We start from the raw sequence: 23023 nt of genomic DNA on the forward strand, positions 1-23023 counted from the left end.
CCGCCGAACCCGCTCCGTTGCACGCACGGGGCGATGACGTCCTGCGGATGAGGGTCGATCCCGGTCGGCCGGGATGGCGCGCCCCGTGCTCATCCGCGCACGTGTGAGGAAATCCCTTCCCGATTCACGTTCTTCAATGTCCCGGGAAAACGGGCATTGCGGGAAGGGATTGGCGCAATCGCGCGCGTGCTCTGAAACACGAACAAATCGATGCACCTCGTATAGGTCCCGTTCTGTCGCGTCGCGGATGTTCGCGCGGACAGAAAAACGAGACCGCGGGCATCATGAACACCTGGTTTGACGGTAAATTCGACGTTCACCCTGTTAGCGACGATCGGAATTGTTCTTCGCGCGCCGCCGCCGTTCGGGGTGGACTTCCAGCCGCCTTCAAGCTCGGTCTCGCAGCGGCCTGCGCGCTCGGCCTCGCCGCCTGCGTCACACCGCAGGAACGGCACGCGATGGATCAGAACCAGTGCTACGCCTTCGGGTTCGAGCCCGAGACCGACGCCTTTGCCGAGTGCATGATGGGGCTTCACCAGCAGCGCGCCGCGGCCCAGGCCAACAGCAACCTGTACCGGCAGGCCCAACTCGCCGAGCAGAATCGCCGCCGCGAGGCCCGGCAGGATCTCTACAAGTTCGCGAGCCTTCAGCGCAGCGGCGACCCGCGCTTCCCTGTCTGCGGAGCCTCGTCCGACGGCGGCATGGATCGCCGGACCCTGACTTGGTACGGCCCGAACTGCCGCGCCCGCTGACCTGGTCCGAAGGAGGTTCCCATGTCTGACGTGACGACGCGCGGCCCGCGCAACCCGAGCAAGATCATCTTCGTGATGACGGCCCTGTTCAGCATCGCGATCGGGTTCGGCACCCGGGACATCGCGTGGTTCATGCTGGCCGTCGTCGCCAGCGCCACCCTGCTCTGCGGGGGCTACGCCCTGGTCCGGCGGTGGCTGGGCTGGAAGCCGCTGGACGGCGACTACCTGTTCGACCTCGTCCGGGTGATCAGCCCGCCCTGAGGCGACGCCAGCCTCGGTCCGCGCGGACGATCCGCGGGGCCATCCCGGGCGGCGCGGGTCTGAACGCCACGTCGCTCCTCAATCCCTTCCCAGCACAACGCCCGGCCGCCGAGGCTACCATGACGCTTGCTCTGATCATCACCGGCATCCTCATCGTGAACTTCGCGATGGCCGGTCTCTTCTCGCTCGTGGCCCTCTGGGCCGACTGAGCGGCTTCCCTACGGCACGCCCACGCAATTGGCGTAGAACGTCGTGGTGGCCGGCCAGTCCGAGAACACGCCCAGGACGCCAACCTGCCTGTGCAGCACGTCGAGGAGCCGCAGGATGTCGCCATCCCCGGTCACCACCGGCTTGATCGACTGGTAGTAATAGCCGCCGCCCTCCTTCAGCGGGCCCGAGCGTTCCAGCGACCAGGCGATCAGGCCGAGCCCGGCCTTCTTCGCCTCCCGGGCATAGGTCGAGGGCTCGATAGCGCCCTCCGGCCCGGGCCGGACCAGCATCCACAGCGGCGGCGCCAGGATCCGGACGCCCTTGGCCGCAAGCTCCGCCATGCCGGGGGTCCAGGTCGCCGGCTTCTCGGGGTCGAAACCCTTGGTGGTCTCGTCGCGGTCGTCGAGGAAGATCGCCTGACGGCCGAAATCCGGATCCTTCTCCAGCCAGTAGAGGATGTCGCGCAGCTGGAAGCTCTGGGGATAGACGTCGGCGGCCGGGATGCCGGCCTCCCGATACTCATCGATCAACTGCTGGGCGTACATGTCCTGGGTGTAGGTACCCTCGAACGGCATCGTGACCTGGGGTGCCTTCAGCTCGGGGGTGAACTTGCGGCCCATGCCCTTCACCAGCGCGAGGTATTCCTTGTGGGACATCAACGTCCCGGTGCTGGCGTAGAGGTCGGTCCGCCAGCGGGGCGTCGCGTTCATGTAGGCGGACACCGTGGTGGCGTCCGGATCGGCCGCGTCCATCTTGCCGTTGAGCGATTTGAACTCGTCGAGCGTCAGGTCGCTGGTGCAGCACTTGGCGGAGGCCTTGCGCCCGGTCGTGGGGTCCGCGGGCTGGAAGCCCTGCGTGCATTTCGCCGCGAGGTTCGGCCGGGCCAGGATGTTGGTGGTCGTGTGCAGGTCGCACTGGCTGTGGCGGCAGACGAGCTGGCGGTCCTTGGTGAAGGCGACGTCGCACTCGATGATGCCGGCGCCCATGCGGTCGGCGGCGAACAGGCCCTCGCGGGTATGCTCCGGGAACATCAGGGGTGCGCCCCGATGCGAGATCGAGAAGGTCCGGGGCGTGTAGGTGCGGTCGACCCCGCAGGCGGCGAGCGTGTCCTTCAGCGGGCCGGGCTTCAACTGATCGGCGAGGTAGAACGGCCGCGGTCCGAGCTGGGCGGCGTCTCCCGCCTGTGCCGGACCGCCCGCGAGGATCAACGCCAGCCCGGCTGCAATCGCACGCATCACCGCTCTCCCTATCCCGGCCCGCCGGTAGGATGCCCCGATGACAGGCACATGACCGCACGTCTCGCCGATTTGGAATTCGCGTGATAGCCGCGGCCCATGCGTGAAACCGCGTCATCCCTGTCCCGCCGCACGCCACGCTCGGCCGCGACCCTCGCGGGCTTCGGCGCCATCCTGCTCTGGTCGCTGCTCGCCCTGTTCACCGCGGCCTCCGGCGTGGTGCCGCCGTTCCAGCTCGCCGCCATGACCTTCCTGGTCGGCGGCCTGTGCGGCTGCCTGCCCTGGATCGCCCGGCCGGCGCGCGCCCGTGCGCTGCTCCAGCCCTGGCCGGTCTGGCTGCTCGGCGTGGGCGGCCTGTTCGGCTACCACGCCCTCTACTTCAGCGCCCTGCGCCTCGCGCCGCCGGCCGAGGCCGGGCTGATCAACTATCTCTGGCCGCTGCTGATCGTCCTGTTCTCGGCCCGCCTGCCGGGATCGGGCGGGTTGCAGACGGGCCACCTCGCCGGTGCCGCGCTGGGGCTTGCCGGCGTCGCGGCTCTCTTTGCAGGCCGCGGCGAACTCGGCTTCGCCACGGGGGCGCTGCCGGGTTACGCGGCGGCCCTGGCGGCCGCCTTCGTCTGGGCCGGCTATTCGGTGCTCTCGGCCCGGGTCGGGACCGTTCCGACCGACGCGGTCGCGGGCTTCTGCCTCGCGACAGCCGCGTTCAGCCTCGCATGCCATCGAGCCGTCGAGGCGACAATCTGGCCGGTCGATGCGGTTCAGTGGAGCGCGGTGCTGCTGCTCGGCCTCGGACCGGTCGGCGCCGCCTTCTACCTCTGGGATATCGGCTGCAAGCGCGGCGACGTCCGGCTTCTCGGCGTCGCGGCCCACGCGGCACCGGTCCTCTCGACGCTGATCCTGGTGGCGGCCGGCTATGCCAATCCCGGCCCGGCGCTGGCGCTCGCCTGCCTGCTTATCGTGGCCGGGGCGCTCGCGGCGGTGCGGGCGTCCCGGGCCGCGCCGCGAGGCTAGCATCCGTTGCCGAGAGGTCGGGTTGGCCCGGTGACCTCCGGACGGCTACCGGGGCCGATCACCGACCCTCGCTGAGCCATAGACTCAGCCGCGACCGACCTGCACGCGAGGAGGCGTGGTCATCGGGATCGCACGAGACCGATACATCATCTGGTGGGCGGTGACGGGCTCGAACCGCCGACCCTCTCCGTGTAAAGGAGACGCTCTACCAACTGAGCTAACCGCCCGGACGGCGACCGTTACGGCATGGCGCCGGTTCGGTGCAAGGTCCACATCCCGGATCCGCGTCAGGAATCCATCAGCCGCGCCGCCAGAGCCGGTGCCGGCCGACGCTCTCGACGGGGTCCGGCCTGGACAAGGCCGGCTCGGATCCGCCCGCCGCTGCCAGAACCGCCCGGGTCCCGGCCTCAACCGAGCAGATGAGCGGGACGGGGATCTGCGGGGCGATCCGCGCCGCCAGCCCAGCGAGACCGGCACCGCCCAGGATGACCGTCTCGGATCCCGACGCCACGCAGGCCCGGCCGGCCTCGACCAGCATCGCCAGCGCCGAGTCCGGGTCGCTGGCGATGGTGCCGCCGCTCGGAGCCACGGTTCGGAGCGCCGCCAGGGCGTCGGACAGACCGAGCGCCGCCACGAACTCTCGCAGCATCGGTTCCCAGGCCGCGCCGCCGGTGACGATGCCGAAGCGGCCCCGCGCGGCGGCCTCGCGGCAGGCGGCCTCCGCCATGCCGATCACCGGTACCCGTGACAGCTCCCGCAGCGCCAGCAATCCGGGATCGCCGAAGCAGGCCAGATAGATGGCGTCGCAGTCGGCTCCGTGCTCCGCCAGGGCGTCGAGCGCGGCGTGGCCTGCGATCGCCGCGGCGGCCCGGCTCGCGATGTAGCGGGCCCCGAAGCGGCCGGTGACGGCGCGCAACTCCGCCCGGCCGTCGAACTGCGTGCGGACATGGCGGGCGACGAGATCGGTGACGTGCGCGCTGGTGTTCGGGTTGATCAGCAGGATGCGCATCCGACCTCCGTGCATGAAAAAGCCCCCGGCGCGCGAAGCTCCGGGGGCTTGTCTCATTCGACCCGATGGATCAGTGCGCCACGAAGGCGGCACCGTCCTCCTCGGTCCGGGCGGGCTTGGCCACCGGCAGCGGCTCTTCCCACTCGATCGCCTCGGGCTGGCGGACCAGCGCCTTTTCCAGCACCTGGTCCATCCGCGAGACCGGGATGATCTCAAGGCCGTTCTTCACGCTGTCGGGCACCTCGGCGATGTCCTTGGCGTTCTCCTCGGGGATCAGCACCGTCTTGATGCCGCCGCGCAGCGCGGCGAGCAGCTTCTCCTTCAGGCCGCCGATCGGCAGAACCCGACCGCGGAGCGTCACCTCGCCGGTCATCGCGACGTCGCGACGGACCGGGATCCCGGTCAGCGTCGAGATGATCGCGGTGGCCATGGCGATGCCGGCCGACGGACCGTCCTTCGGGGTCGCCCCCTCCGGAACGTGGACGTGGATGTCGCGGCGCTCGAAGAGCGGCGGCTCGATGCCGAAGTCCAGGGCCCGGGAGCGGACGTAGCTCGCCGCCGCCGAGATCGACTCCTTCATCACGTCCTTCAGGTTACCGGTGACCGTCATCTTGCCCTTGCCGGGCATCATGACGCCTTCGATCGTCAGCAACTCGCCGCCGACCTCGGTCCAGGCCAGACCCGTGACCACACCGACCTGATCGTCCGCATCGATCTCGCCGTAGCGGAACTTCGGCGGGCCGAGGAAGACCGGAAGGGTTTCCGGGGTCACCGCGACCGACTTGGTCTTGGTGATCAGGATCTCCTTCACCGCCTTGCGGATCAGGTTGGACAGCTCGCGCTCCAGGTTGCGGACGCCGGCCTCCCGCGTGTAGCGGCGGACCAGCATCATCAGCCCGTCGGCGTCGATCGACCACTCGTGCGTCCCGAGCCCATGCTTCTTCAGGGCGTTCGGGATCAGGTGCTTGCGCGCGATCTCGACCTTCTCCTCCTCGGTGTACCCGGCGATGCGGATCACCTCCATCCGGTCCATGAGCGGGCCCGGGATGTTGAGGGTGTTGGCCGTGGTCACGAACATCACGTTCGAGAGGTCGTAATCCACCTCCAGGTAGTGGTCGTTGAAGGTGCTGTTCTGCTCAGGGTCGAGCACCTCGAGGAGCGCCGCCGACGGATCGCCGCGGAAATCCATGCCCATCTTGTCGATCTCGTCGAGCAGGATGAGCGGGTTCGAGGTCTTGGCCTTGCGCATCGACTGCACGATCTTGCCGGGCATCGAGCCGATATAGGTCCGGCGGTGACCGCGGATCTCGGCCTCGTCACGCACGCCGCCGAGCGACATCCGGACGAACTCGCGACCCGTCGCCTTGGCGATGGACTTGCCGAGCGAGGTCTTGCCGACGCCGGGTGGGCCGACGAGGCACAGGATCGGGCCGGTGAGCTTGTTGGCGCGCTGCTGCACCGCCAGGTACTCGACGATCCGCTCCTTGACCTTGTCGAGGCCGAAATGGTCCTCGTCGAGCAGCGCCTGGGCGCCGAGCAGGTCCTTCTTGATCTTCGAGCGCTTGCCCCACGGGATGCCGAGCATCCAGTCGAGGTAGTTGCGCACGACGGTCGCCTCGGCCGACATCGGCGACATCTGGCGCAGCTTCTTCAGCTCGGCCGTCGCCTTGTCACGGGCTTCCTTGGTGAACTTGGTCTTCTCGATCTTCTCCTCGAGCTCGGCCAGTTCGTCGCGGCCATCCTCGGAGTCGCCCAGCTCCTTCTGGATCGCCTTCATCTGCTCGTTCAGGTAGTACTCGCGCTGGGTCTTCTCCATCTGCCGCTTGACGCGGGTCCGGATGCGCTTCTCCACCTGGAGCACGGAGATCTCGCTCTCCATCAGCGACAGCACGCGCTCGAGGCGCTGCGCCACCGTGGGCGTCTCCAGGATGCCCTGCTTGTCGGAGATCTTGACGAGCAGGTGCGAGCCGATCGTGTCGGCGAGCTTGGACGGCTCGTCGATCTGGGTCACGGCGGAGACAACCTCGGGCGAGATCTTCTTGTTCAGCTTGACGTAGTTCTCGAACTCCGAGAGCACGGAGCGCGCGAGCGCTTCGGCCTCGACGCGATCGCCGAGCTCGTCGTGCAGGGCTTCAGCGGTGGCCTCGTAATACTCGTCCGAGCGGGTGAAGCCCGTGACCTTCGCGCGGCCGACGCCCTCGACCAGCACCTTCACGGTGCCGTCGGGCAGCTTCAGGAGCTGGAGCACCGAGGCGAGGGTACCGATCTTGTAGATCGCATCGGTCGCCGGATCGTCGTCGCCCGCGTTGATCTGGGTGGCGAGCAGGATATGGCGATCGGTGCGGACCGCCTCCTCGAGGGCGCGGATCGACTTCTCGCGGCCCACGAACAGGGGCACGATCATGTGCGGGAAGACGACGATGTCGCGCAGGGGGAGGACGGCGTAGGAGCCCGTCGAACCCGGGACCACCGGCTGGCGCGATTTCGACTGTGACATGCTGACTTCCTCTCAGGACGCCCGGGTTCGGCGCCTCCATGCATGGAGCGCGCCTACAGCCAGGGGCCGACCGGGCCGCGAGGGTCGGATTTCGCTAACTTTGCGGCTGGCGACGCGGACCGAACCTCGAAGGAGCGTGCGGCCACCGCGCTGAGCCTGAGGTGGCTGCGGGGGGCAGCGTTTTCAAGATGTTCCCCGCAGCGCGCCCGGCCGGAGCCGGGCGCTTAATGCAACCCTACCAAGCGCTTAGGCGCTGACGCTGGCGGGCGCGTCCTTGTTGCGGTCGCCGTGGATGTAGAGCGGGCGCGACTTGCCCTCGACCACCTCCGGACCGATCACAACCTGCTCCACGGACTCGAGGCCCGGCAGGTCGTACATCGTGTCGAGCAGGATCGTCTCCAGGATCGAGCGCAGGCCGCGAGCGCCGGTCTTCCGCTCGATCGCCTTGCGGGCGACCAGCGACAGCGCCTCGTCCTGGAAGGTCAGGTCGACATTCTCCATCTCGAACAGCCGCTGATACTGCTTAACCAGGGCGTTCTTCGGCTCCTGCAGGATCTTCTTCAGCGCGGCCTCGTCGAGATCCTCGAGGGTCGCCAGGACCGGCAGACGGCCGACGAACTCCGGGATGAGGCCGAACTTCAGCAGGTCCTCCGGCTCGACCGAGCGGAAGATCTCGCCGGTGCGGCGGTCATCCGGGGCCTGCACGGTCGCGCCGAAGCCGATCGAGGTGCCCTTGCCGCGCTGGGAGATGATCCGCTCCAGCCCCGCGAAGGCGCCGCCGCAGATGAACAGGATGTTGGTGGTGTCGACCTGCAGGAATTCCTGCTGCGGGTGCTTCCGGCCGCCCTGCGGCGGGACGGAGGCGACCGTGCCCTCCATGATCTTCAGGAGCGCCTGCTGCACGCCCTCGCCCGACACGTCGCGGGTGATCGACGGGTTGTCGGACTTGCGGGAGATCTTATCGATCTCGTCGATGTAGACGATGCCGCGCTGCGCCCGCTCGACGTTGTAGTCCGAGGCCTGGAGCAGCTTGAGGATGATGTTCTCGACGTCCTCACCGACATAGCCGGCCTCGGTCAGCGTCGTGGCGTCCGCCATGGTGAACGGCACGTCGAGGATCCGGGCGAGCGTCTGCGCGAGCAGGGTCTTGCCCGAGCCGGTCGGCCCGATCAGCATGATGTTGGACTTGGCCAGCTCGACGTCGTTGTGCTTCGTCGCGTGGGCGAGCCGCTTGTAGTGGTTGTGCACCGCGACCGAGAGAACCTTCTTGGCGAAGTCCTGGCCGATGACGTAGTCGCCGAGGACGCGGCGGATTTCTTTCGGGGTCGGCACGCCGTCGCGGCTCTTCACCAGCGAGGATTTCGACTCCTCGCGGATGATGTCCATGCACAGCTCGACGCACTCGTCGCAGATGAACACCGTCGGGCCGGCGATCAGCTTGCGGACCTCGTGCTGGCTCTTGCCGCAGAACGAGCAATACAGCGTGCTCTTCGAGTCGTTGCCGCCAGTCTTGCTCATATCGGTCTCCGATTCCTCGCATCCGCAGCCGGCTAGGGGCGGACGCGCATCGCATGAATGTAGGGGGCCCGTTTAAAGAAACAGTGTGCTGCGCGCGTTTGACCGAAGGGCCCAATCTCGGATGCAAACACGCTGCCGCGGCGGGATCAAGGCCGCGCCGCGGCGGTCAGGCGCCGCATGCCGCTCAGGCGGCGGCCGGCTCGGGACGCTTCTCGATCACCTCGTCGATGAGCCCGAACTCCTTGGCCGCGTCGGCGGTCATGAAGTTGTCGCGCTCCAAAGCCGTGTGGATCGTGTCGTAGTCGCGGCCCGTGTGCTTCACGTAGATCTCGTTCAGGCGCCGCTTCAGCGCCTCGATCTCGCGGGCGTGGATCAGGATGTCGGTCGCCTGACCCTGGAAGCCGCCCGACGGCTGGTGGACCATGATCCGGGCGTTCGGCAGGGCGAAGCGGTGGCCTGGCTCTCCGGCGGTCAGCAGCAGCGAGCCCATCGAGGCGGCCTGGCCGACGCAGAGGGTCGTCACCGGGCAGCGGATGAACTGCATCGTGTCGTAAATCGACAGGCCCGAGGTGACCACGCCGCCGGGGGAGTTGATGTAGAAGGAAATTTCCTTCTTCGGGTTCTCCGCCTCGAGGAACAGCAGCTGCGCCACGATCAGCGACGCACCATAATCCTCCACGGGGCCGGTGAGGAAGATGATGCGCTCGCGCAGCAGGCGGGAGTAGATGTCGAAGGCGCGCTCGCCGCGGCTCGATTGCTCGGCGACCATCGGCACGAGCGCGTTGTTGTAGACGTCGATCGGATCTCTCATCTCGTCCTGCCCAAGTGAGGCCCGGAGCTGCCGCGAATCAGGGCAGCCCCGGACATGTCAGCGAACACCGGCGATGCTTAACCATCGCCTAACCCTTGCCCGCCGTCCTGGGACAGAGCGGGACTCAGTCGGCCTTGGGCTCGGTCTCGGCCCCGGCCTTGTCTGCCGGCTTCTCGCCGGTCGTGTCGTCCTCATCCTCGTCGGCGAAAAGCGCCTCTTTCGAGACGGGCTCCTCGGCGAGTTTGACCTGCCCGAGGACGTGGTCAACGACCTTCTCCTCGAACAGGGGCGCGCGGAGTTCCGCGAGCGCCTGTGCATTCTTCCGGTAGAAGTCCCAGACCTGCTGCTCCTGGCCCGGGAACTGCCGGACCCGGGCGATGAGGGCCTGGTTCACCTCGTCATCCGAGACCTTGATATCGGCGCTCTCGCCGACCTGCGCAAGCACGAGACCGAGACGGACGCGCCGTTCCGCGATCTTCCTGTACTCGGCCTGGGCCTTCTCCTCGGTGGTGTCCTCGTCCGCGAAGGTCTTGCCGCGGGTCTTCAGGTCCTGCTCGACCTGGGCCCACACGGCGGCGAATTCCTGCGCCACCAGGGACGGGGGCAGCTCGAAGGCGTACTTGCCGTCCAGGGCATCGAGGAGGTCCTTCTTGAGGCGGCGGCGCGTGGCGGCCTCGAAGTCGCGTCCGATCGCCTCGGAGACGGCCTCGCGGAGCTTCTCCAGCGACTCCATGCCCATGGACTTGGCGAGCTCGTCGTCGATCTTGGCCTCGCCCGGCGCCTGGATCTTCGTGACCGTCACGTCGAACTCGGCATCCTTCCCGGCGAGGTTCTCAGCCCCGTAGGCCTCCGGGAACGTCACCTTCACGAGCCGCTTGTCGCCGACCTTGGCGCCGACAAGCTGGTCCTCGAAGCCCGGGATGAACGAGCCGGAGCCCAGCTCCAGGTCGATGCCCTCGCCCTTGCCGCCCTGGAACTCCTCGCCGTCGATGCGGCCGACGAAGTCGATGGTGACGCGGTCGCCGCTCTGCGCCTCGGCACCCTCGTCGCGCTCGGCGAACGGACGGCTCTGGCCGGCCATGCGCTCGAGGGCCTCGTTCACCTCCTCGTCGGAAGGCTTGGCGACGAACTTGGTCAGGCTGACGTCGGAGAGGTCGGCGAGCTCGAAGCTCGGCATCACCTCCAGGGCGACCTTGAAGGCGAGGTCGCCCTTGGCGTCCAGCGCCTTCTCGACCTCGGCTTGGTCGGTCGGGAACTCGACCTGCGGCTCGAGGGCGAGCTTGAGGCCGTTATCGGTGACGATCTGGCGGTTCGCCTCGTTGACGGCGTTCTGCACCACCTCGGCCATCACCGAGCGGCCATAGACCTTGCGCAGGTGCGCGACCGGCACCTTGCCCGGGCGGAAGCCCTTGAGCTGCACCTTGTCCTTCATGCCGGACAGCTCGTTGGTCAGGCGCTCCTCGAGTTCCTGGGCGGCCAGCAGAACCTGAAACTCGCGCTTCAGCCCCTGGGCGTTGATCTCGGTCACCTGCATCGTCGTCGTCGCTCTTCAAAGAAACCTGGGGTCGCCGGCCGGGCCGGCATCGTGCTCACGCGGTTCGGGATGCCGAGACGTCGGGTACGAAGACAGGGCGGTCCGCTGGGACCGCACCCTCAGGAGACGTCCTGGTGCGGGCGGAGGGGCTCGAACCCCCACGTCTTGCGACACTGGAACCTAAATCCAGCGCGTCTACCAGTTCCGCCACGCCCGCGCGCGCCGACATCCGGCGCATCGCCGGCCGCCGGAAGCGCGCCCTATAGCATGGGCCAGCCGGCCCGCAGCAAAAAACTTGTCCCTGTGGCGCGCAAGCCCGCGCGCCGCTAAGGAGCGGGCCCGTCGCGAGCCGCAGCCGAGTTCCCATGCCGCCATCCCGCCCCGTGCCGCCGACCGATTCGCACGCCGGTGGGCCGTCGCGACGGACCCTGATCGCGGCCGCGGCCGCCTTCGGGTTCGCCCCGGAGGCGGTGCGGGCCCAGGCGCCGGGGGCTTCGCCGGATACGCCGGCCGCCGCTCAATCGGAACCCGCCGTTCTGCAAGCGGCGCCCGGCAAGGCGCGGTTCAGGCCGGAGCCCGCGCCCGAGATTCCGGTCTGGTGCTTCGACGGCAAGGCCCTGCCGCCCGTCGTCCGTGTGAAGCTCGGGCAGGCGGTGCGCCTCAAGGTCGAGAACCGGACCGACAAGCCGCTGTCGCTCCACTGGCACGGCGTGCGCAATATCAACGCCATGGACGGCGTCGGCGGGGTGACCCAGGCTCCGATCCCGCCGGGCGGCGACTTCCTCTACACTTTCACGCCGCCGGATGCCGGCTCCTACCTGATCCGGCCCCTGATCGTCGGCGGGGCGAGCGAGCCGTCGGGCCGCGGGCTCGCGGGCATGCTGGTCGTCGAAGAGGCGAACCCGCCCGCCGTCGACGCCGACGTCAGCGTTGTCCTGCAGGACTGGCGACTCCAGGACGACGGCACGCTGATGGCCTTCGGGCAGACGGCGCTCGCGGCCGCGCACGGGCGCCTCGGCAACCTCGTCACGGTCAACGGCAAGCCGGTGCCGGGCGCCTTCGAGGCCCGGCCGGGCTCCCGGGTCCGCCTGCGGCTCGGCAATGCCTGCAACGCCCGGGCAACGCGCATCAAGTTCGAGGGCGTGAAGGTCTACGTGGCGGCCGTCGACGGGCAGCCCACCGACACGTTCGAGCCGCTGCGGGCCACCCTGCCGTTCCCGCACGGCACCCGCTACGACCTGTTGGTCGACCTGCCGGAGGAGGAGGGCGCCCGGTGCACGATCGAGGCGCTGATCGGGAAAGGCCTGACGCTCGCGAGCGTCACCACCAAGGGTGCCAGGATTACCGAGAAGCGTCCGCCGATCGGACCGATCGGCGAGAACAAGCGCCTGCCGGCCGAGATCAAGCTCCAGAACGCCCTGCGCCGCGACGTGGTGATCACCGGCGGCGCCTTCGTGCCGAAGACCAAGGACGGGACCAAGGATGGCGCCGCACCCGATCCGGTCTACACCGGCGACCCGCAGAAGATCTGGTCGGTGAACGGCGCGAGCGGCGCCGTCGGCCTCCAGCCGATCTTCTCGGTGAAGCGCGGCCAGGTCGTTGTCTTGGCCCTGCGCAACGAGACCGGCTTCCCGCAGGCCCTGCACCTGCACGGCCACTGCTTCCGGCTCCTGCACCCCCTCGATGATGGCTGGGAGCCCTACTGGCTCGACACGTTCCAACTTCTGGAGGGCCGGACAGCCCGGATCGGCTTCCTGGCGGACAACCCGGGGCGCTGGCTGATCAGCGCCACGGTGCTGGAGCGGTTCGACACCGGCCTCTGGACGATGTTCGAGGTCACCTGAGCGGTCAGCCGCCGGTCGACGCGGCGAGGTCGCGGAGCACCGCCGGCATCAGCTCGGGGATGTCCTCGGCGATCAGGCCCGGCCCGTGGCGCAGGCCGGCATCCCCGTGGAGCCAGACGCCGGCCGCGGCGGCCGCGAAGGGTTCCATGCCCTGCGCCATCAGGCCGGCGATCAGGCCGCCCAGCACGTCCCCGGACCCGGCTGTCCCGAGATAGGGGCTGCCATGGTCGTTGATCGCCGCGCGCCCGTCGGGGGCGGCAATCACCGTGTCGGCGCCCTTGAAGACCACCACGGCGCCGGTGAGCGCGGCCGCCGCGCGGGCCCGGGCGACCTTGTCGGTGCCCTCCGCCATCGCGTCCGTGTTCTCGAACAGCCGCGCGAACTCGCCGGCATGCGGCGTCAGCACCGCGCGGGCCTCGCCATCCGCGAGATGGGCGGCCAGCAGCGGCGCCTGCCCGGCGAAGCTCGTCAGCGCGTCGGCATCGAGGACGAGACCGCGCCCGGCCGCCGCCGCCACGGCGACGCGCTCGCGGGTCGGCTCGCCGGTGCCGAGCCCCGGCCCCGCCAGGATCACGTTCAGGCGCTCGTCGGTGAGCAGGTCGTCGAGATCGTCGGCGCTCTCGCAGGCCCGCAGCATGATCGCCGTAAGATGGGCGGCGTTCTCGGCAAGCGCGGCGGCCGGCGACGCGACCGTGACGAGCCCGGCGCCGACCCGCAGGGCGCCGCGGGCGGCCAAACGGGCCGCCCCGGTCTTGGTGGCCGGCCCCGACAGCACCAGGGCGTGGCCGCGGGTGTATTTGTGGCTGGCTCCGGTGAGCCGCGGAAAATCCCGGGCCCACAGGTCGGGCCCGTTCCGGTGAAGGCGCGGACAGGCGGCGAGGCCGGCCGCCAAGGCCTCCGGACCGGTCCCGATATCCGCGAGGCTGAGCTGGCCGCAGAGGCCACGGCCCGGCTGGAGCAGATGCCCCGGCTTGAAGATCACGAAGGTCACGGTCTCCACCGCCTGGATGGCCGCGCCGCGCACCGCGCCGGTATCGCCGTCGACCCCGCTCGGCACGTCGACGGCGAGCACCGGGACCCCGGAGGCGTTCACCGTCTCGGCGAGCGCGCGGGCAGAACCGTCGAGGTCGCGCGACAGGCCGGCCCCGAACAGGGCGTCGATCACGAGATCGCAGGACGGCAGCGCGCCGCCCTCGGGCGCGTGCACCGGCCCTGTCCAGGCCTTGGCCGCCCGGGCGGCATCGCCCGTCAGCTTCGACGCCTCGCCGAGACAGAAAAGGTCGATGGCGTAGCCCGCCTCGGCCAGCAGGCGCGCGGCCACGAAGCCGTCGCCGCCGTTGTTGCCCGGCCCGCACAGAACGACGGCGCGGCCACCCGCGGGCAGCCGGGCCCGGGCGCGACCGGCTACGGCCGTACCGGCCGCTTCCATCAACGTAAGACCCGGCATACCGCCGTCCATCGCCGCGGCATCGACCCGCCTCATTGCCGCGACCGTCAGCACATGCATATCCATCTCCGCCTCTGCCCGTGTGCCGATCAGCTCTGACTAAAACCGCGCCAGATTCCTGGGAAGCGCCCGAAGGATGTGCGTGAATCGCACACGAAATAGGCACTATGGTCGAACACGCCGCGAAAACGGCATGGCGAAGGCGTCACGAGGATGTTAGAAATGCCACGCACCGCAGCGCAGGCCCGAGCGGCATGAAGAAGATCGAAGCGATCATCAAGCCTTTCAAGCTCGACGAGGTGAAGGAGGCGCTCCAGGAGGTCGGTCTCCAGGGCATCACCGTCATCGAGGCGAAAGGTTTCGGCCGTCAGAAGGGCCACACGGAGCTCTACCGGGGCGCCGAGTACGTGGTCGATTTCCTGCCCAAGGTGAAGCTCGAGATCGTCCTGTCCGATGCCCTCGTCGAGGGGGCCGTGGAGGCGATCCGCAAATCGGCGCAGACCGGACGCATCGGCGACGGCAAGATCTTCGTCTCGGCGATCGAGGAAGCGATCCGCATCCGCACCGGCGAGACCGGTACCGACGCGATCTGACACGCCTCCGCCTGTGGTTCCGGCACTGCAGGCGGCAGCTTACCGCGAGACGTCTGCCTAAGATTTCGTACTGCGCGAATGTCCGGCATCGGCGCCTCCGGCTCTGGAGCGCCGTCTTCCGCACCCCACATCATCGGGAACGGCCGGCCTGATCGGCCGCTTGAACCTGGTGCAGGAGGATGTGCGATGGCCGCCACGGACCCGCGCGAAACCGCCAAGATCTACGATCTGTCCGCGTTCCGGCGCGCACGGGCGACGCCCCGCGCCGTCGCGGAGGCGAAGCCAGCGCCGGTGCCGAGCTTCAGCGGCGGCGCGTGGTACCACGAGGCCGCCATCCGCGAGGACGAGCGCCCGCGGCGGCCGTGACATCCGACAGCGCGCCGTCCGCGCTGCAAGCCCCGCCGTCATCCCGGGTCCGCGCAGCGGAGCCCGGGATCCAGACGCGCTGATGCATCAAGACTTTGCACCCGCGGCGATTCTGAGTTCCGGGCTCGCCTGTTGCGTCCCGAAATGACGGCGCGGGTCGCGGCCGCCCTGCTGTCGGCCACGTTCTTCCCTGTCCCAGAAAGGGCGAAGCCGGACCCGAGGGCCCGGCTTCGTTGATGGCACCGGGAAGCCCAGGGCTCCCCCCGCGTCTTACGCGGCTGCAGCGGCCTCGGTCGGCACGGAAGTGATCGTCTTCAGCACCTGCGAGGCGATCTGGTAGGGGTCCCCCTGGGAGTTCGGACGGCGGTCCTCCAGGTAGCCCTTGTAGCCGTTGTTGACGAAGGAGTGGGGCACGCGGATCGAGGCGCCACGGTCGGCCACGCCGTACGAGAACTCGTGGATCGAGGCGGTCTCGTGCTTGCCGGTCAGGCGCATGTGGTTGTCCGGACCGTAGACGGCGATGTGCTCCTCGCGGGCGTTCTTGAACGCCTCCATGAGCTTCTCGAAGTAGGCCTTGCCGCCATGCTCGCGCATGAAGGCGGTCGAGAAATTGCAGTGCATGCCCGAGCCGTTCCAGTCGGTGTCGCCGAGCGGCTTGCAATGGTACTCGACGTCGATGCCGTACTTCTCGCAGAGGCGCTGCAGGAGGTAGCGGGCCATCCACATCTCGTCGGCGGCCTTCTTGGAGCCCTTGCCGAAGATCTGGAATTCCCACTGGCCCTTGGCCACCTCGGCGTTGATGCCCTCGTGGTTGATGCCGGCATCGAGGCAGAGGTCGAGGTGCTCCTCGGCGATCTTACGGGCGACGTCGCCGACGTTCGAGTAGCCGACGCCGGTGTAGTACGGGCCCTGCGGCGCCGGGTAGCCGGAGGTCGGGAAGCCGAGCGGGCGGCCGTCCTTGTACAGGAAGTACTCCTGCTCGAAGCCGAACCAGGCACCGGCATCGTCCAGGATGGTGGCGCGCTTGTTGGACTCGTGCGGCGTCACGCCGTCCGGCATCATCACTTCGCACATCACCAGCACGCCGTTCTTGCGGGCCGGGTCGGGGAAGTGGCGCACGGGCTTCAGCATGCAGTCGGAGCTGCCGCCCTCGGCCTGCTTCGTGGACGAGCCGTCGAAGCCCCACATCGGGAGCTGCTCGAGGGTCGGGAAGCTATCGAATTCCTTGATCTGCGTCTTGCCGCGGAGATTCGGGGTCGGCGTGTACCCGTCGAGCCATATGTACTCGAGCTTATATTTGGTCATTCCGGTTCTCTCGTCCGTATCAATGCGCGACCTGGGCAACCCGGGCAGACGCGAACGGCTTGCCGCCTCATCGACGGCCGGGGCCGCCTTCGCATGGATCGTGCCAGGCGGGCCATTGCCGGGGAACAACGATGCCCTAAAAACGCCCGTGCGCGATCACGCTTTCGAGATCGCGCGGGATCGCGGGCGGATCGTTCTATCCGACAGCCGATTCCGGCCCCCGGCGGGTGGCAAGGCACGCCCGCGCCGGATATCAAGCCCCGCTTGCTTGCGCACCTGACCGCGTGCGGGTGCGCCACGAGAGACGTTTTTCGAAGATCCCTGGAGGATGCCCACGATGACCACTGCGGCCGAGGTGCTGAAGACGATCCGGGACAACGACGTGCGTTACGTGGACTTCCGGTTCACCGACCCGCGCGGCAAGTGGCAGCATGTCACGTTCGACGTGTCGCTCATCGGCGAGGAGATCTTCGGCGAGGGCACGATGTTCGACGGCTCGTCGATCGCCGGCTGGAAGGCGATCAACGAATCCGACATGCTGCTGATGCCGGATCCGGTGACCGCCACGCTGGACCCGTTCTTCTCGGCCGCGACCATGTCGATCGTCTGCGACGTGCTGGAGCCGGCCACCGGTGAGCCCTACGGCCGCGACCCGCGCGGCACCGCCAAGCGCGCCGAGGCCTATCTGCAGCAGACCGGCATCGGCGACACGATCTATGTCGGCCCCGAGGCCGAGTTCTTCGTGTTCGACGACGTGAAGTTCGGCGCCGACCCGTACCGCACCGGCTTCGAGCTCGACTCCACCGAGCTGCCGACCAACGGCTTCACCGATTACGAGGGCGGCAATCTCGGCCACCGGGTCCAGACCAAGGGCGGCTACTTCCCGGTCCCGCCGCAGGATTCGGCGCAGGACATGCGCGGCGAGATGCTCGCGGCCATGCAGTCCATGGGCGTGAAGGTCGAGAAGCATCACCACGAGGTGGCCTCGGCCCAGCACGAGCTCGGCATGAAGTTCGACACGCTGACCCTGCTCGCCGACCACATGCAGATCTACAAGTACTGCATCCACAACGTCGCGCAGAGCTACGGCAAGTCGGCGACCTTCATGCCCAAGCCCGTCTACGGCGACAACGGCTCGGGCATGCACGTCCACCAGTCGATCTGGAAGGACGGCAAGCCGGTCTTCGCGGGCGACAAGTACGCCGGCCTCTCCCAGGAGTGCCTGTGGTACATCGGCGGCATCATCAAGCACGCCAAGGCGCTGAACGCCTTCACCAACCCGTCGACCAACTCGTACAAGCGCCTAGTGCCGGGCTACGAGGCGCCGGTGCTGCTGGCCTACTCGGCGCGCAACCGCTCGGCCTCCTGCCGCATCCCGTGGACCAAGAGCCCGAAGGCCAAGCGCGTCGAGGTCCGCTTCCCCGACCCGATGGCGAACCCCTACCTCGCCTTCTCGGCGCTGCTGATGGCCGGCCTCGACGGTATCCGCAACAAGATCGACCCGGGCCCGGCCATGGACAAGGACCTGTACGAGCTGCCGCCGCGGGAGCTGAAGAAGATCCCGACCGTGTGCGGATCCCTCCGCGAAGCGCTCGCCAGCCTCGACAAGGACCGGGCCTTCCTCAAGGAGGGTGGCGTGTTCTCGGACGACCAGATCGACTCGTTCATCGAGCTGAAGATGACCGAGGTGCTGCGCTACGAGATGACGCCGCACCCGATCGAGTTCGTGCAGTACTACTCGCTGTGAGGCGAGCGGGGACCGGGCGCGAGCCCGGCCCCCGATTGTGACCGGTGATGGCCGTGTCTCTCTCCCGCGTCCCTCCCCAGAACTGGAACAAATCAAGAACATTGCTCACTTATAAGAAGATCATCCTATCATAGGCCCTACGCTTATGGCGAGGATGATCCATGTGCTTGAAAGAGATCTTCGTCGCCCGGATGCAGTGGCAACTCGTAGCCCTTAGCGTAGAGGTAAAGCTACTTCGACTCGGACTCGTACTCTACGCCTACAATCCCGGCCAACCACGCGTGCCGGCTGGCCAACCAGACGGTGGTCAGTGGACAAATGAGGGCGGCATTGGAGAAGTTGCAGTCGGCAACGATGCGCATTTTATCCTCGTCGGCAGTGACGATCAGAAGTACAGAGTCGATCTGAAAGCTGAGGAAGGTCGAGGTGGGCACACTCTCGGGAAGCACGTCGGCAAATCCGACGACGAATTGTTCGAACGCTTGCGAAAATCTCAGTCGCGTTCTTGGATTGTCGATGGAGGAATGAAGAGAGATGGGAGCTTTGATTCTATCGAATCGGCCAACGATCTGGTGAATCAGACCCTCAAGTCCAACAAAGAGGCCGTTGATCGCGTCGCATCGGGCTTAGATGATCGCAAATTTATTACTAGATCGTTCGATTATAAAACTGGAAGGGAGGCCTACAGCACAGACGATGGCGTCGTCTACATGCGCAACACACGCAGTGTCGGCATCGAATCAAGACATGATCCCACCTCTCCGCGAGGGTTCCGCATACGAACCGCCTATCCTTTAACGGAGGGAGACTGAGATGAAACTATCGGCTGAATTTCTTGAGCTTAGTTTGCAATTCTATCAGGACCTTTTGGACGATGTATCCAGCGAAGAAGAAATGATTGAAACCGTATTGTCTCCCCTGAAAGATGAAGGCAAGCGAACAAATTTGCGGAAATATCTAGATTTGATTACCAGCGATCAGATTGCTGACGAAGAACTAAGAAAACTGTGGTGGTCGTCATCTGCTGATGTCGTGTTCCACGATGGTGCCGCACTCAGAGCCTTCCTCAGAAAGGTGCGGGACAAGTTATGACGCGAGAGCAGCCGTGAGCCGGCGGACGAAGCTACGGAACCGGGCGCGGCGGAAGTCGGGGCGTTTGCCTGCGACACCGGAATTCATCCGCTTCGGTGAGCAATTCAATCAGAGCATCGACTATCTGTACGGGTCGTTGGAGGAAGCCACTGCCGCGATACTCACTGGCTTCAAAGGTGAGGATCGCCGCCGCTTGCGTGATTTCATGGGTGCGGCCCTCAAAAGCGACCTGACGCCGGATGAACAGATGAAACTCTGGGCCAAAGCCTGCACGGATTGGCGTTTCCGCGGCCCGGACGATCTGAGGCGCTTTCTGGCCCAGGTCCATCTCGACCTGCGGAAGGGCCTGTTACACGGCAGCGTCTCAATCATCCAAGACGGCGGATGCACGCATGCTCACCCTCGACCACCTCGCCGTCGTCGCGCCGGATCTTGCGGAAGGCGTCGCGCATGTCCGCGACTGCCTCGGCCTCACCATGCCGGAGGGCGGTCGCCATTGGGAGATGGGCACCCGCAACCACCTGCTGCGCCTCGGCGACGCGACGTTCCTGGAGGTGATCGCCGTCGATCCGGAGGCACCCGTCCCGACCCGTGCCCGCTGGTTCGGCCTCGGCGACGCCGCGCAGGTGCGGGCGGACTGGGATTCGGGCCGGCGGCTGCGCGGGTTCGTCGCCCGCACCGACGACCTCGACGGCGTGCTCGCCGCCCATGACGCCCTGCTCGGGCAGGCGGCCACGATGACCCGCGGCGCCCTGGCGTGGCGCTTCGGCGTGCGTCCGGACGGGGCCTGGCCGGCGGACGGTGCCGTGCCGTACGTGATGGATTGGGGGCCGCACGGGAACCCTGCCGCGTCGATGCCGGATCTCGGCGCCCGCCTCGAAGCCATCGTCCTGACGCATCCGGAGCCGGACGGCGTGGCGGCGCTTCACGCCGCGCTCGGCCTCGCCGATCCTCCGAAGCTCGTGAAAGGCCCCGGCCCGCGCTGGAGCGCACGGATCACGACGCCCTCCGGCGCCCGGATCCTGACCTGAGCCATCGACGGACCCTCCTCGCCGGCCTGATCGGGAAAGTGACCGGCGAGGAGGGCACGGCCGAGACTCGAAAGCCGCGGCACGGGCAACCTAGCAGCGGCGTTCCGCGATGCGGTGGCAGGAAAGGCTCACCCCGCACGGGAATCGCGCCGGATCCCGCCGAAACGACGTCACGTGTGCGCGAAGATGTCGGTCTCGGGCCAGCCGTCGAGGTCGAGGCGCGCCCGGGTCGGCAGAAAGGCGAAGCAGGAAGCGGCGAGGTCGGTCCGGCCCTCGCGAGCCAGCATCGCGTCGAGCTTCTCGCGGGCGGCGTGGAGGTGGAGCACGTCGGAGGCCGCGTAGTCGAGCTGCGCCTGAGACAGGTTCTCGGCGCCCCAGTCGGAGGATTGCTGCTGTTTGGACAGATCGACGCCGACGAGTTCGCGGACCACATCCTTGAGCCCGTGCCGGTCGGTGTAGGTGCGGGCGAGTTTCGAGGCGATCTTGGTGCAGTAGACCGGCTGCGGCATCACCCCGAAGGCCTTGTACAGGACCGCAACGTCGAACCGGGCGAAGTGGAAGATCTTCAGCACGTCCGGATCCGCCAGGACGCGCTTGAGCACGACCGGCTCCGGGCCGGCTTGCGGGATCTGCACGACGTCGGCGGTGCCGTCGCCCGTGGAGATCTGCACCACGCAGAGCCGGTCGCGGTGCGGATTGAGCCCGAGCGTCTCGGTGTCGATGGCGACCGCGCGGCCCGCGTCGTAGGTGGCGGGCAGGTCGCCGCGATGGAGGCGTACGGTGGGGCTCGGCATGTTTTTCGGACCTTGAGGGTTTTCGGCCGGTACCATCGGTGCCAAGTGCCGGCAAGCCCGAGGCAATTCGCGCCCGGCCCGAGGACGGAGAGGCGGACATGACGGCAGCCGAGGTGATCGCGATGCTCGGGCTGAAGCCCCATCCCGAAGGCGGCCACTACCGCGAGACCTTTCGCGATCCGAGGACCGTGGACGGCCGTTCCGTCGGAACCGCGATCTATTTCCTGCTCGATCTCGGCGAGGTTTCGGCCTGGCACCGGGTGGACGCCGCCGAGATCTGGCACTGGCATGCCGGCGCGCCGCTGGTGATCACCACGAGCCCCAACGGCCATGACGCCGCCGCGCAACATCTCGGGCCGGATCTCGCCGCCGGGCAGCGACCGCAATGCGTGGTGCCCGCCGGCCATTGGCAGACGGCCACCAGCCTTGGGGCCTGGACGCTCGTGGGCTGCACGGTCTCACCGGGCTTCGACTTCGCGGGCTTCGAGATGGCCGCGCCCGACTGGCGGCCGACGCCGCGCGCATAGCTGTCCAGGCCGTCCACACGACGAGGGACCGGAGGATCCGGTCAGATCAGGCTGCCCCCGGGCGACCCCGCGTTCAGCGATCGGCCCGCCCGCGCCACGAGCTGCGCGAACGCCATCGCGGCGGCCGAGGCCTGGGTCTGCGTCGGGAACGACCGGTCCGACTCGGCGACCGTCGCCTCGGTGTCGTCCAGAAGCACCCAGGTCCAGAGATGCCGGCCGGTCGCGCGAATCTTGAAGTGCATGGCGGGCTCGCGAGCTACGTCATACTTCGATGATGCACCGCGAAAAATCGCGGCGTGTTAATGGCTTGGCCTGCGCAACAACCTGTGTCGGCTAAGTGAAGGCTTGTGCCCGCTATCCCCGCAGAGCACAGGCAGCCATTCGGGCGCTTGCGGTCACGCGCAGGGTCGCGCTGCCCCGCGTGGATCATACCTGAGACGCGGCATCGCGCCCGGGTCGGGCCGAGGTTTTCGGATCGCGCCACGCCGTGGACGCAGCGGCACGCGAGAGAGCCGGAGCGCCGGCAGACCTACGCCGCAGGACGCAGGGACAACGCCGCACGCACCACCGCGTCGGCGTGAAAATGGTGCAGCATGTGGCCGGCTGCTGGCAGGAGCTGGAACGTGGCCGACGGCATGAGGCCGGCGGCGCGCCGCCCGTGGACGAACGTGTTCACGACGAGATCGGCGCTGCCGCACACGAAACGCACCGGTGCGCGCGCGGTCGGGTAGGATAGAACGCTGCGCGTGAGCGCCGGCCAGAGCCATCCGGCATCCTCGCCCTCGGCGGTGATCTGCGCGGGCCGCGCGGCGAGGTCGAAGGGGAAGCGGCGGGCGAACGTGTCCGGCATCGCCTTGGGGAAGAACATCGCGTTCCAGAGCAGCGGAAGCAGCGCCTTGTCGCTTCCGGCGCTCAGGAGTTTGGACAGGAGATCGCCGCCGAACGGCAGCGCCCGGGGGCCGAACAGCACGTGCTCCAGGCGGGGCTCGGGGAAGCAGATCGGTGCGACGGCGACGACGACGGCAATCTCCTCCGGGTGAAGCATTCCGTAGGCGAGCGCGACCGCCGCGCCGAACGAGTGACCGACGATCACCGGACGGTGCACATCCAGGCGCTGCACCGCGTCCCGGATCCGGGCGGCCTGATCCCAGAGATCACCCGCGCGTCCGCGGGGGCGCAGGCTGAAGCCGTGGCCCGGGCGATCGACCGCGATCACGCGGAAGTGCTCCGCCAGCGCCGGCACCGGCCCGAGCCACATGTCCTCCAGGCACATCAGCGTGCCGTGGATCGCCACGAGATCAGGGCCGCGCCCGGTTTCCGCGTAGGCGATGGTTCGGTCTTCGGAGAGCTGAACGATCCGGCGCGGGACGACCCGCGGGTCGCGTGGCGCGTCCGACGCAGGTCGGCCCGGACCGGGCAGAGTGTCCACCACGCGGATC

23 protein-coding genes, 2 tRNA genes and 1 pseudogene are annotated in these 23023 nt (G+C 68.0%); 11 read left to right on the top strand and 15 right to left on the bottom strand.

Translation table 11 applies throughout. The features are described from left to right. Positions 1-89 precede the first annotated feature (89 nt). A complete protein-coding gene (locus tag M6G65_RS30220; protein ID WP_238194901.1) occupies positions 90-455 on the bottom strand; it encodes a hypothetical protein in 366 nt (121 codons plus the stop codon). A 3-nt stretch (positions 456-458) separates the two neighbouring features. Here M6G65_RS30220 and M6G65_RS30225 point away from each other — a divergent pair, with 3 nt between their 5' ends. Both M6G65_RS30225 and M6G65_RS30230 read left to right on the top strand, forming a co-directional pair. Further along, positions 459-752 (top strand): hypothetical protein, encoded by a 294-nt coding sequence (locus M6G65_RS30225; RefSeq protein WP_238194902.1) that lies wholly within the window; start codon positions 459-461, stop codon positions 750-752. Between the two features lie 21 nt (positions 753-773). After that, positions 774-1013 carry a hypothetical protein gene (locus tag M6G65_RS30230; protein ID WP_238194903.1) on the top strand — a complete coding sequence of 80 codons (240 nt, stop codon included), beginning with the start codon at positions 774-776 and terminating at the stop codon, positions 1011-1013. A gap of 218 nt (positions 1014-1231) precedes the next feature. Here M6G65_RS30230 and M6G65_RS30235 read toward each other — a convergent pair whose 3' ends face one another. Further along, the gene (locus M6G65_RS30235) at positions 1232-2458 is read right to left on the bottom strand and encodes a glycerophosphodiester phosphodiesterase family protein (protein ID WP_250103252.1); all 1227 of its coding nucleotides are present in this window, start codon (positions 2456-2458) and stop codon (positions 1232-1234) included. Between the two features lie 99 nt (positions 2459-2557). On the opposite strand from M6G65_RS30235, the gene yddG reads away from it, so the two are divergent. Further along, positions 2558-3469, top strand: a complete 912-nt coding sequence (gene yddG / locus M6G65_RS30240; protein ID WP_238194905.1) for an aromatic amino acid exporter YddG — start codon at positions 2558-2560, stop codon at positions 3467-3469. A 151-nt stretch (positions 3470-3620) separates the two neighbouring features. Here yddG and M6G65_RS30245 read toward each other — a convergent pair. The 7 genes and pseudogenes from M6G65_RS30245 to M6G65_RS30275 all read right to left on the bottom strand — a co-directional run bounded on the left by M6G65_RS30245 (position 3621) and on the right by M6G65_RS30275 (position 11055). Continuing rightward, positions 3621-3696: transfer RNA gene (locus tag M6G65_RS30245), tRNA-Val, on the bottom strand. A 60-nt stretch (positions 3697-3756) separates the two neighbouring features. Next, positions 3757-4478: pseudogene (locus tag M6G65_RS30250) on the bottom strand (aspartate/glutamate racemase family protein). A gap of 70 nt (positions 4479-4548) precedes the next feature. Then, positions 4549-6975, bottom strand: a complete 2427-nt coding sequence (gene lon, locus M6G65_RS30255) for an endopeptidase La (RefSeq protein WP_238194907.1) — start codon at positions 6973-6975, stop codon at positions 4549-4551. Between the two features lie 246 nt (positions 6976-7221). Then, positions 7222-8493 carry an ATP-dependent Clp protease ATP-binding subunit ClpX gene (gene clpX / locus M6G65_RS30260; RefSeq protein ID WP_250103253.1) on the bottom strand — a complete coding sequence of 424 codons (1272 nt, stop codon included), beginning with the start codon at positions 8491-8493 and terminating at the stop codon, positions 7222-7224. Positions 8494-8677: 184 nt separating this feature from the next. After that, positions 8678-9304, bottom strand: a complete 627-nt coding sequence (locus M6G65_RS30265; protein WP_250103254.1) for an ATP-dependent Clp protease proteolytic subunit — start codon at positions 9302-9304, stop codon at positions 8678-8680. 124 nt (positions 9305-9428) lie between these two features. Beyond that, entirely contained in the window at positions 9429-10838 is a 1410-nt protein-coding gene (gene tig, locus M6G65_RS30270) for a trigger factor (protein WP_250103255.1), read from the bottom strand. A 132-nt stretch (positions 10839-10970) separates the two neighbouring features. Beyond that, a tRNA-Leu gene (locus M6G65_RS30275) sits at positions 10971-11055 on the bottom strand. Between the two features lie 148 nt (positions 11056-11203). On the opposite strand from M6G65_RS30275, the gene M6G65_RS30280 reads away from it, so the two are divergent. Next, positions 11204-12682 carry a multicopper oxidase family protein gene (locus M6G65_RS30280; protein WP_250103256.1) on the top strand — a complete coding sequence of 493 codons (1479 nt, stop codon included), beginning with the start codon at positions 11204-11206 and terminating at the stop codon, positions 12680-12682. A gap of 4 nt (positions 12683-12686) precedes the next feature. On the opposite strand, the gene M6G65_RS30285 is transcribed toward M6G65_RS30280, so the two are convergent. Next, positions 12687-14189: an NAD(P)H-hydrate dehydratase gene (locus M6G65_RS30285; RefSeq protein WP_250104317.1), complete on the bottom strand. Its 1503-nt coding sequence runs from the start codon at positions 14187-14189 to the stop codon at positions 12687-12689. A 194-nt stretch (positions 14190-14383) separates the two neighbouring features. Here M6G65_RS30285 and M6G65_RS30290 point away from each other — a divergent pair, with 194 nt between their 5' ends. Both M6G65_RS30290 and M6G65_RS30295 read left to right on the top strand, forming a co-directional pair. Then, complete coding sequence (locus M6G65_RS30290; protein ID WP_250103257.1) at positions 14384-14722, top strand: P-II family nitrogen regulator; 339 nt, start codon at positions 14384-14386, stop codon at positions 14720-14722. Positions 14723-14908: 186 nt separating this feature from the next. Beyond that, positions 14909-15088: a DUF2735 domain-containing protein gene (locus M6G65_RS30295; RefSeq protein WP_238194909.1), complete on the top strand. Its 180-nt coding sequence runs from the start codon at positions 14909-14911 to the stop codon at positions 15086-15088. Between the two features lie 270 nt (positions 15089-15358). On the opposite strand, the gene M6G65_RS30300 is transcribed toward M6G65_RS30295, so the two are convergent. Continuing rightward, complete coding sequence (locus M6G65_RS30300; RefSeq protein WP_250103258.1) at positions 15359-16393, bottom strand: glutamine synthetase beta-grasp domain-containing protein; 1035 nt, start codon at positions 16391-16393, stop codon at positions 15359-15361. A 337-nt stretch (positions 16394-16730) separates the two neighbouring features. Between M6G65_RS30300 and glnA the strand changes: the two genes are divergently transcribed. From glnA to M6G65_RS30315, 3 genes are all read left to right on the top strand, one after another. Beyond that, positions 16731-18140: a type I glutamate--ammonia ligase gene (gene glnA, locus M6G65_RS30305; RefSeq protein WP_250103259.1), complete on the top strand. Its 1410-nt coding sequence runs from the start codon at positions 16731-16733 to the stop codon at positions 18138-18140. A 167-nt stretch (positions 18141-18307) separates the two neighbouring features. Next, positions 18308-18952: an RNase A-like domain-containing protein gene (locus M6G65_RS30310; protein ID WP_238194912.1), complete on the top strand. Its 645-nt coding sequence runs from the start codon at positions 18308-18310 to the stop codon at positions 18950-18952. A gap of 1 nt (position 18953) precedes the next feature. Then, a complete protein-coding gene (locus M6G65_RS30315) occupies positions 18954-19232 on the top strand; it encodes a hypothetical protein (protein ID WP_238194913.1) in 279 nt (92 codons plus the stop codon). Positions 19233-19263: 31 nt separating this feature from the next. On the opposite strand, the gene M6G65_RS30320 is transcribed toward M6G65_RS30315, so the two are convergent. Further along, positions 19264-19560: a hypothetical protein gene (locus M6G65_RS30320; RefSeq protein WP_238194914.1), complete on the bottom strand. Its 297-nt coding sequence runs from the start codon at positions 19558-19560 to the stop codon at positions 19264-19266. Positions 19561-19624: 64 nt separating this feature from the next. Between M6G65_RS30320 and M6G65_RS30325 the strand changes: the two genes are divergently transcribed. Beyond that, on the top strand, positions 19625-20263 hold the full coding sequence (locus M6G65_RS30325) for a VOC family protein (RefSeq protein ID WP_238194915.1): 639 nt from the start codon (positions 19625-19627) through the stop codon (positions 20261-20263). 170 nt (positions 20264-20433) lie between these two features. Here M6G65_RS30325 and M6G65_RS30330 read toward each other — a convergent pair whose 3' ends face one another. Then, the gene (locus M6G65_RS30330; RefSeq protein ID WP_238194916.1) at positions 20434-21057 is read right to left on the bottom strand and encodes a ribonuclease D; all 624 of its coding nucleotides are present in this window, start codon (positions 21055-21057) and stop codon (positions 20434-20436) included. 98 nt (positions 21058-21155) lie between these two features. On the opposite strand from M6G65_RS30330, the gene M6G65_RS30335 reads away from it, so the two are divergent. Next, entirely contained in the window at positions 21156-21584 is a 429-nt protein-coding gene (locus M6G65_RS30335) for a cupin domain-containing protein (RefSeq protein ID WP_238194917.1), read from the top strand. A 41-nt stretch (positions 21585-21625) separates the two neighbouring features. Here the strand turns inward: M6G65_RS30335 and M6G65_RS30340 are convergent, their stop codons facing one another. Continuing rightward, the gene (locus M6G65_RS30340) at positions 21626-21826 is read right to left on the bottom strand and encodes a hypothetical protein (protein WP_238194918.1); all 201 of its coding nucleotides are present in this window, start codon (positions 21824-21826) and stop codon (positions 21626-21628) included. 287 nt (positions 21827-22113) lie between these two features. After that, positions 22114-23013: an alpha/beta fold hydrolase gene (locus M6G65_RS30345; RefSeq protein ID WP_238194919.1), complete on the bottom strand. Its 900-nt coding sequence runs from the start codon at positions 23011-23013 to the stop codon at positions 22114-22116. Positions 23014-23023: the final 10 nt, after the last annotated feature.

The organism is Methylobacterium tardum, from assembly GCF_023546765.1.
In the GTDB taxonomy this organism is placed as follows: Bacteria; Pseudomonadota; Alphaproteobacteria; order Rhizobiales; family Beijerinckiaceae; genus Methylobacterium; species Methylobacterium tardum.

Coding starts and splice junctions, on each gene's coding strand:
- M6G65_RS30225 (WP_238194902.1), top strand. CDS start 459: ATGGATCAGAACCAGTGCTACGCCTTCGGGTTCGAGCCCGAGACCGAC.
- M6G65_RS30230 (WP_238194903.1), top strand. CDS start 774: ATGTCTGACGTGACGACGCGCGGCCCGCGCAACCCGAGCAAGATCATC.
- M6G65_RS30235 (WP_250103252.1), bottom strand. CDS start 2,458: ATGCGTGCGATTGCAGCCGGGCTGGCGTTGATCCTCGCGGGCGGTCCG.
- yddG (WP_238194905.1), top strand. CDS start 2,558: ATGCGTGAAACCGCGTCATCCCTGTCCCGCCGCACGCCACGCTCGGCC.
- lon (WP_238194907.1), bottom strand. CDS start 6,975: ATGTCACAGTCGAAATCGCGCCAGCCGGTGGTCCCGGGTTCGACGGGC.
- clpX (WP_250103253.1), bottom strand. CDS start 8,493: ATGAGCAAGACTGGCGGCAACGACTCGAAGAGCACGCTGTATTGCTCG.
- M6G65_RS30265 (WP_250103254.1), bottom strand. CDS start 9,304: ATGAGAGATCCGATCGACGTCTACAACAACGCGCTCGTGCCGATGGTC.
- tig (WP_250103255.1), bottom strand. CDS start 10,838: ATGCAGGTGACCGAGATCAACGCCCAGGGGCTGAAGCGCGAGTTTCAG.
- M6G65_RS30280 (WP_250103256.1), top strand. CDS start 11,204: ATGCCGCCATCCCGCCCCGTGCCGCCGACCGATTCGCACGCCGGTGGG.
- M6G65_RS30285 (WP_250104317.1), bottom strand. CDS start 14,189: ATGCATGTGCTGACGGTCGCGGCAATGAGGCGGGTCGATGCCGCGGCG.
- M6G65_RS30290 (WP_250103257.1), top strand. CDS start 14,384: ATGAAGAAGATCGAAGCGATCATCAAGCCTTTCAAGCTCGACGAGGTG.
- M6G65_RS30295 (WP_238194909.1), top strand. CDS start 14,909: ATGGCCGCCACGGACCCGCGCGAAACCGCCAAGATCTACGATCTGTCC.
- M6G65_RS30300 (WP_250103258.1), bottom strand. CDS start 16,393: ATGACCAAATATAAGCTCGAGTACATATGGCTCGACGGGTACACGCCG.
- glnA (WP_250103259.1), top strand. CDS start 16,731: ATGACCACTGCGGCCGAGGTGCTGAAGACGATCCGGGACAACGACGTG.
- M6G65_RS30315 (WP_238194913.1), top strand. CDS start 18,954: ATGAAACTATCGGCTGAATTTCTTGAGCTTAGTTTGCAATTCTATCAG.
- M6G65_RS30320 (WP_238194914.1), bottom strand. CDS start 19,560: ATGGACCTGGGCCAGAAAGCGCCTCAGATCGTCCGGGCCGCGGAAACG.
- M6G65_RS30325 (WP_238194915.1), top strand. CDS start 19,625: ATGCTCACCCTCGACCACCTCGCCGTCGTCGCGCCGGATCTTGCGGAA.
- M6G65_RS30330 (WP_238194916.1), bottom strand. CDS start 21,057: ATGCCGAGCCCCACCGTACGCCTCCATCGCGGCGACCTGCCCGCCACC.
- M6G65_RS30335 (WP_238194917.1), top strand. CDS start 21,156: ATGACGGCAGCCGAGGTGATCGCGATGCTCGGGCTGAAGCCCCATCCC.
- M6G65_RS30340 (WP_238194918.1), bottom strand. CDS start 21,826: ATGCACTTCAAGATTCGCGCGACCGGCCGGCATCTCTGGACCTGGGTG.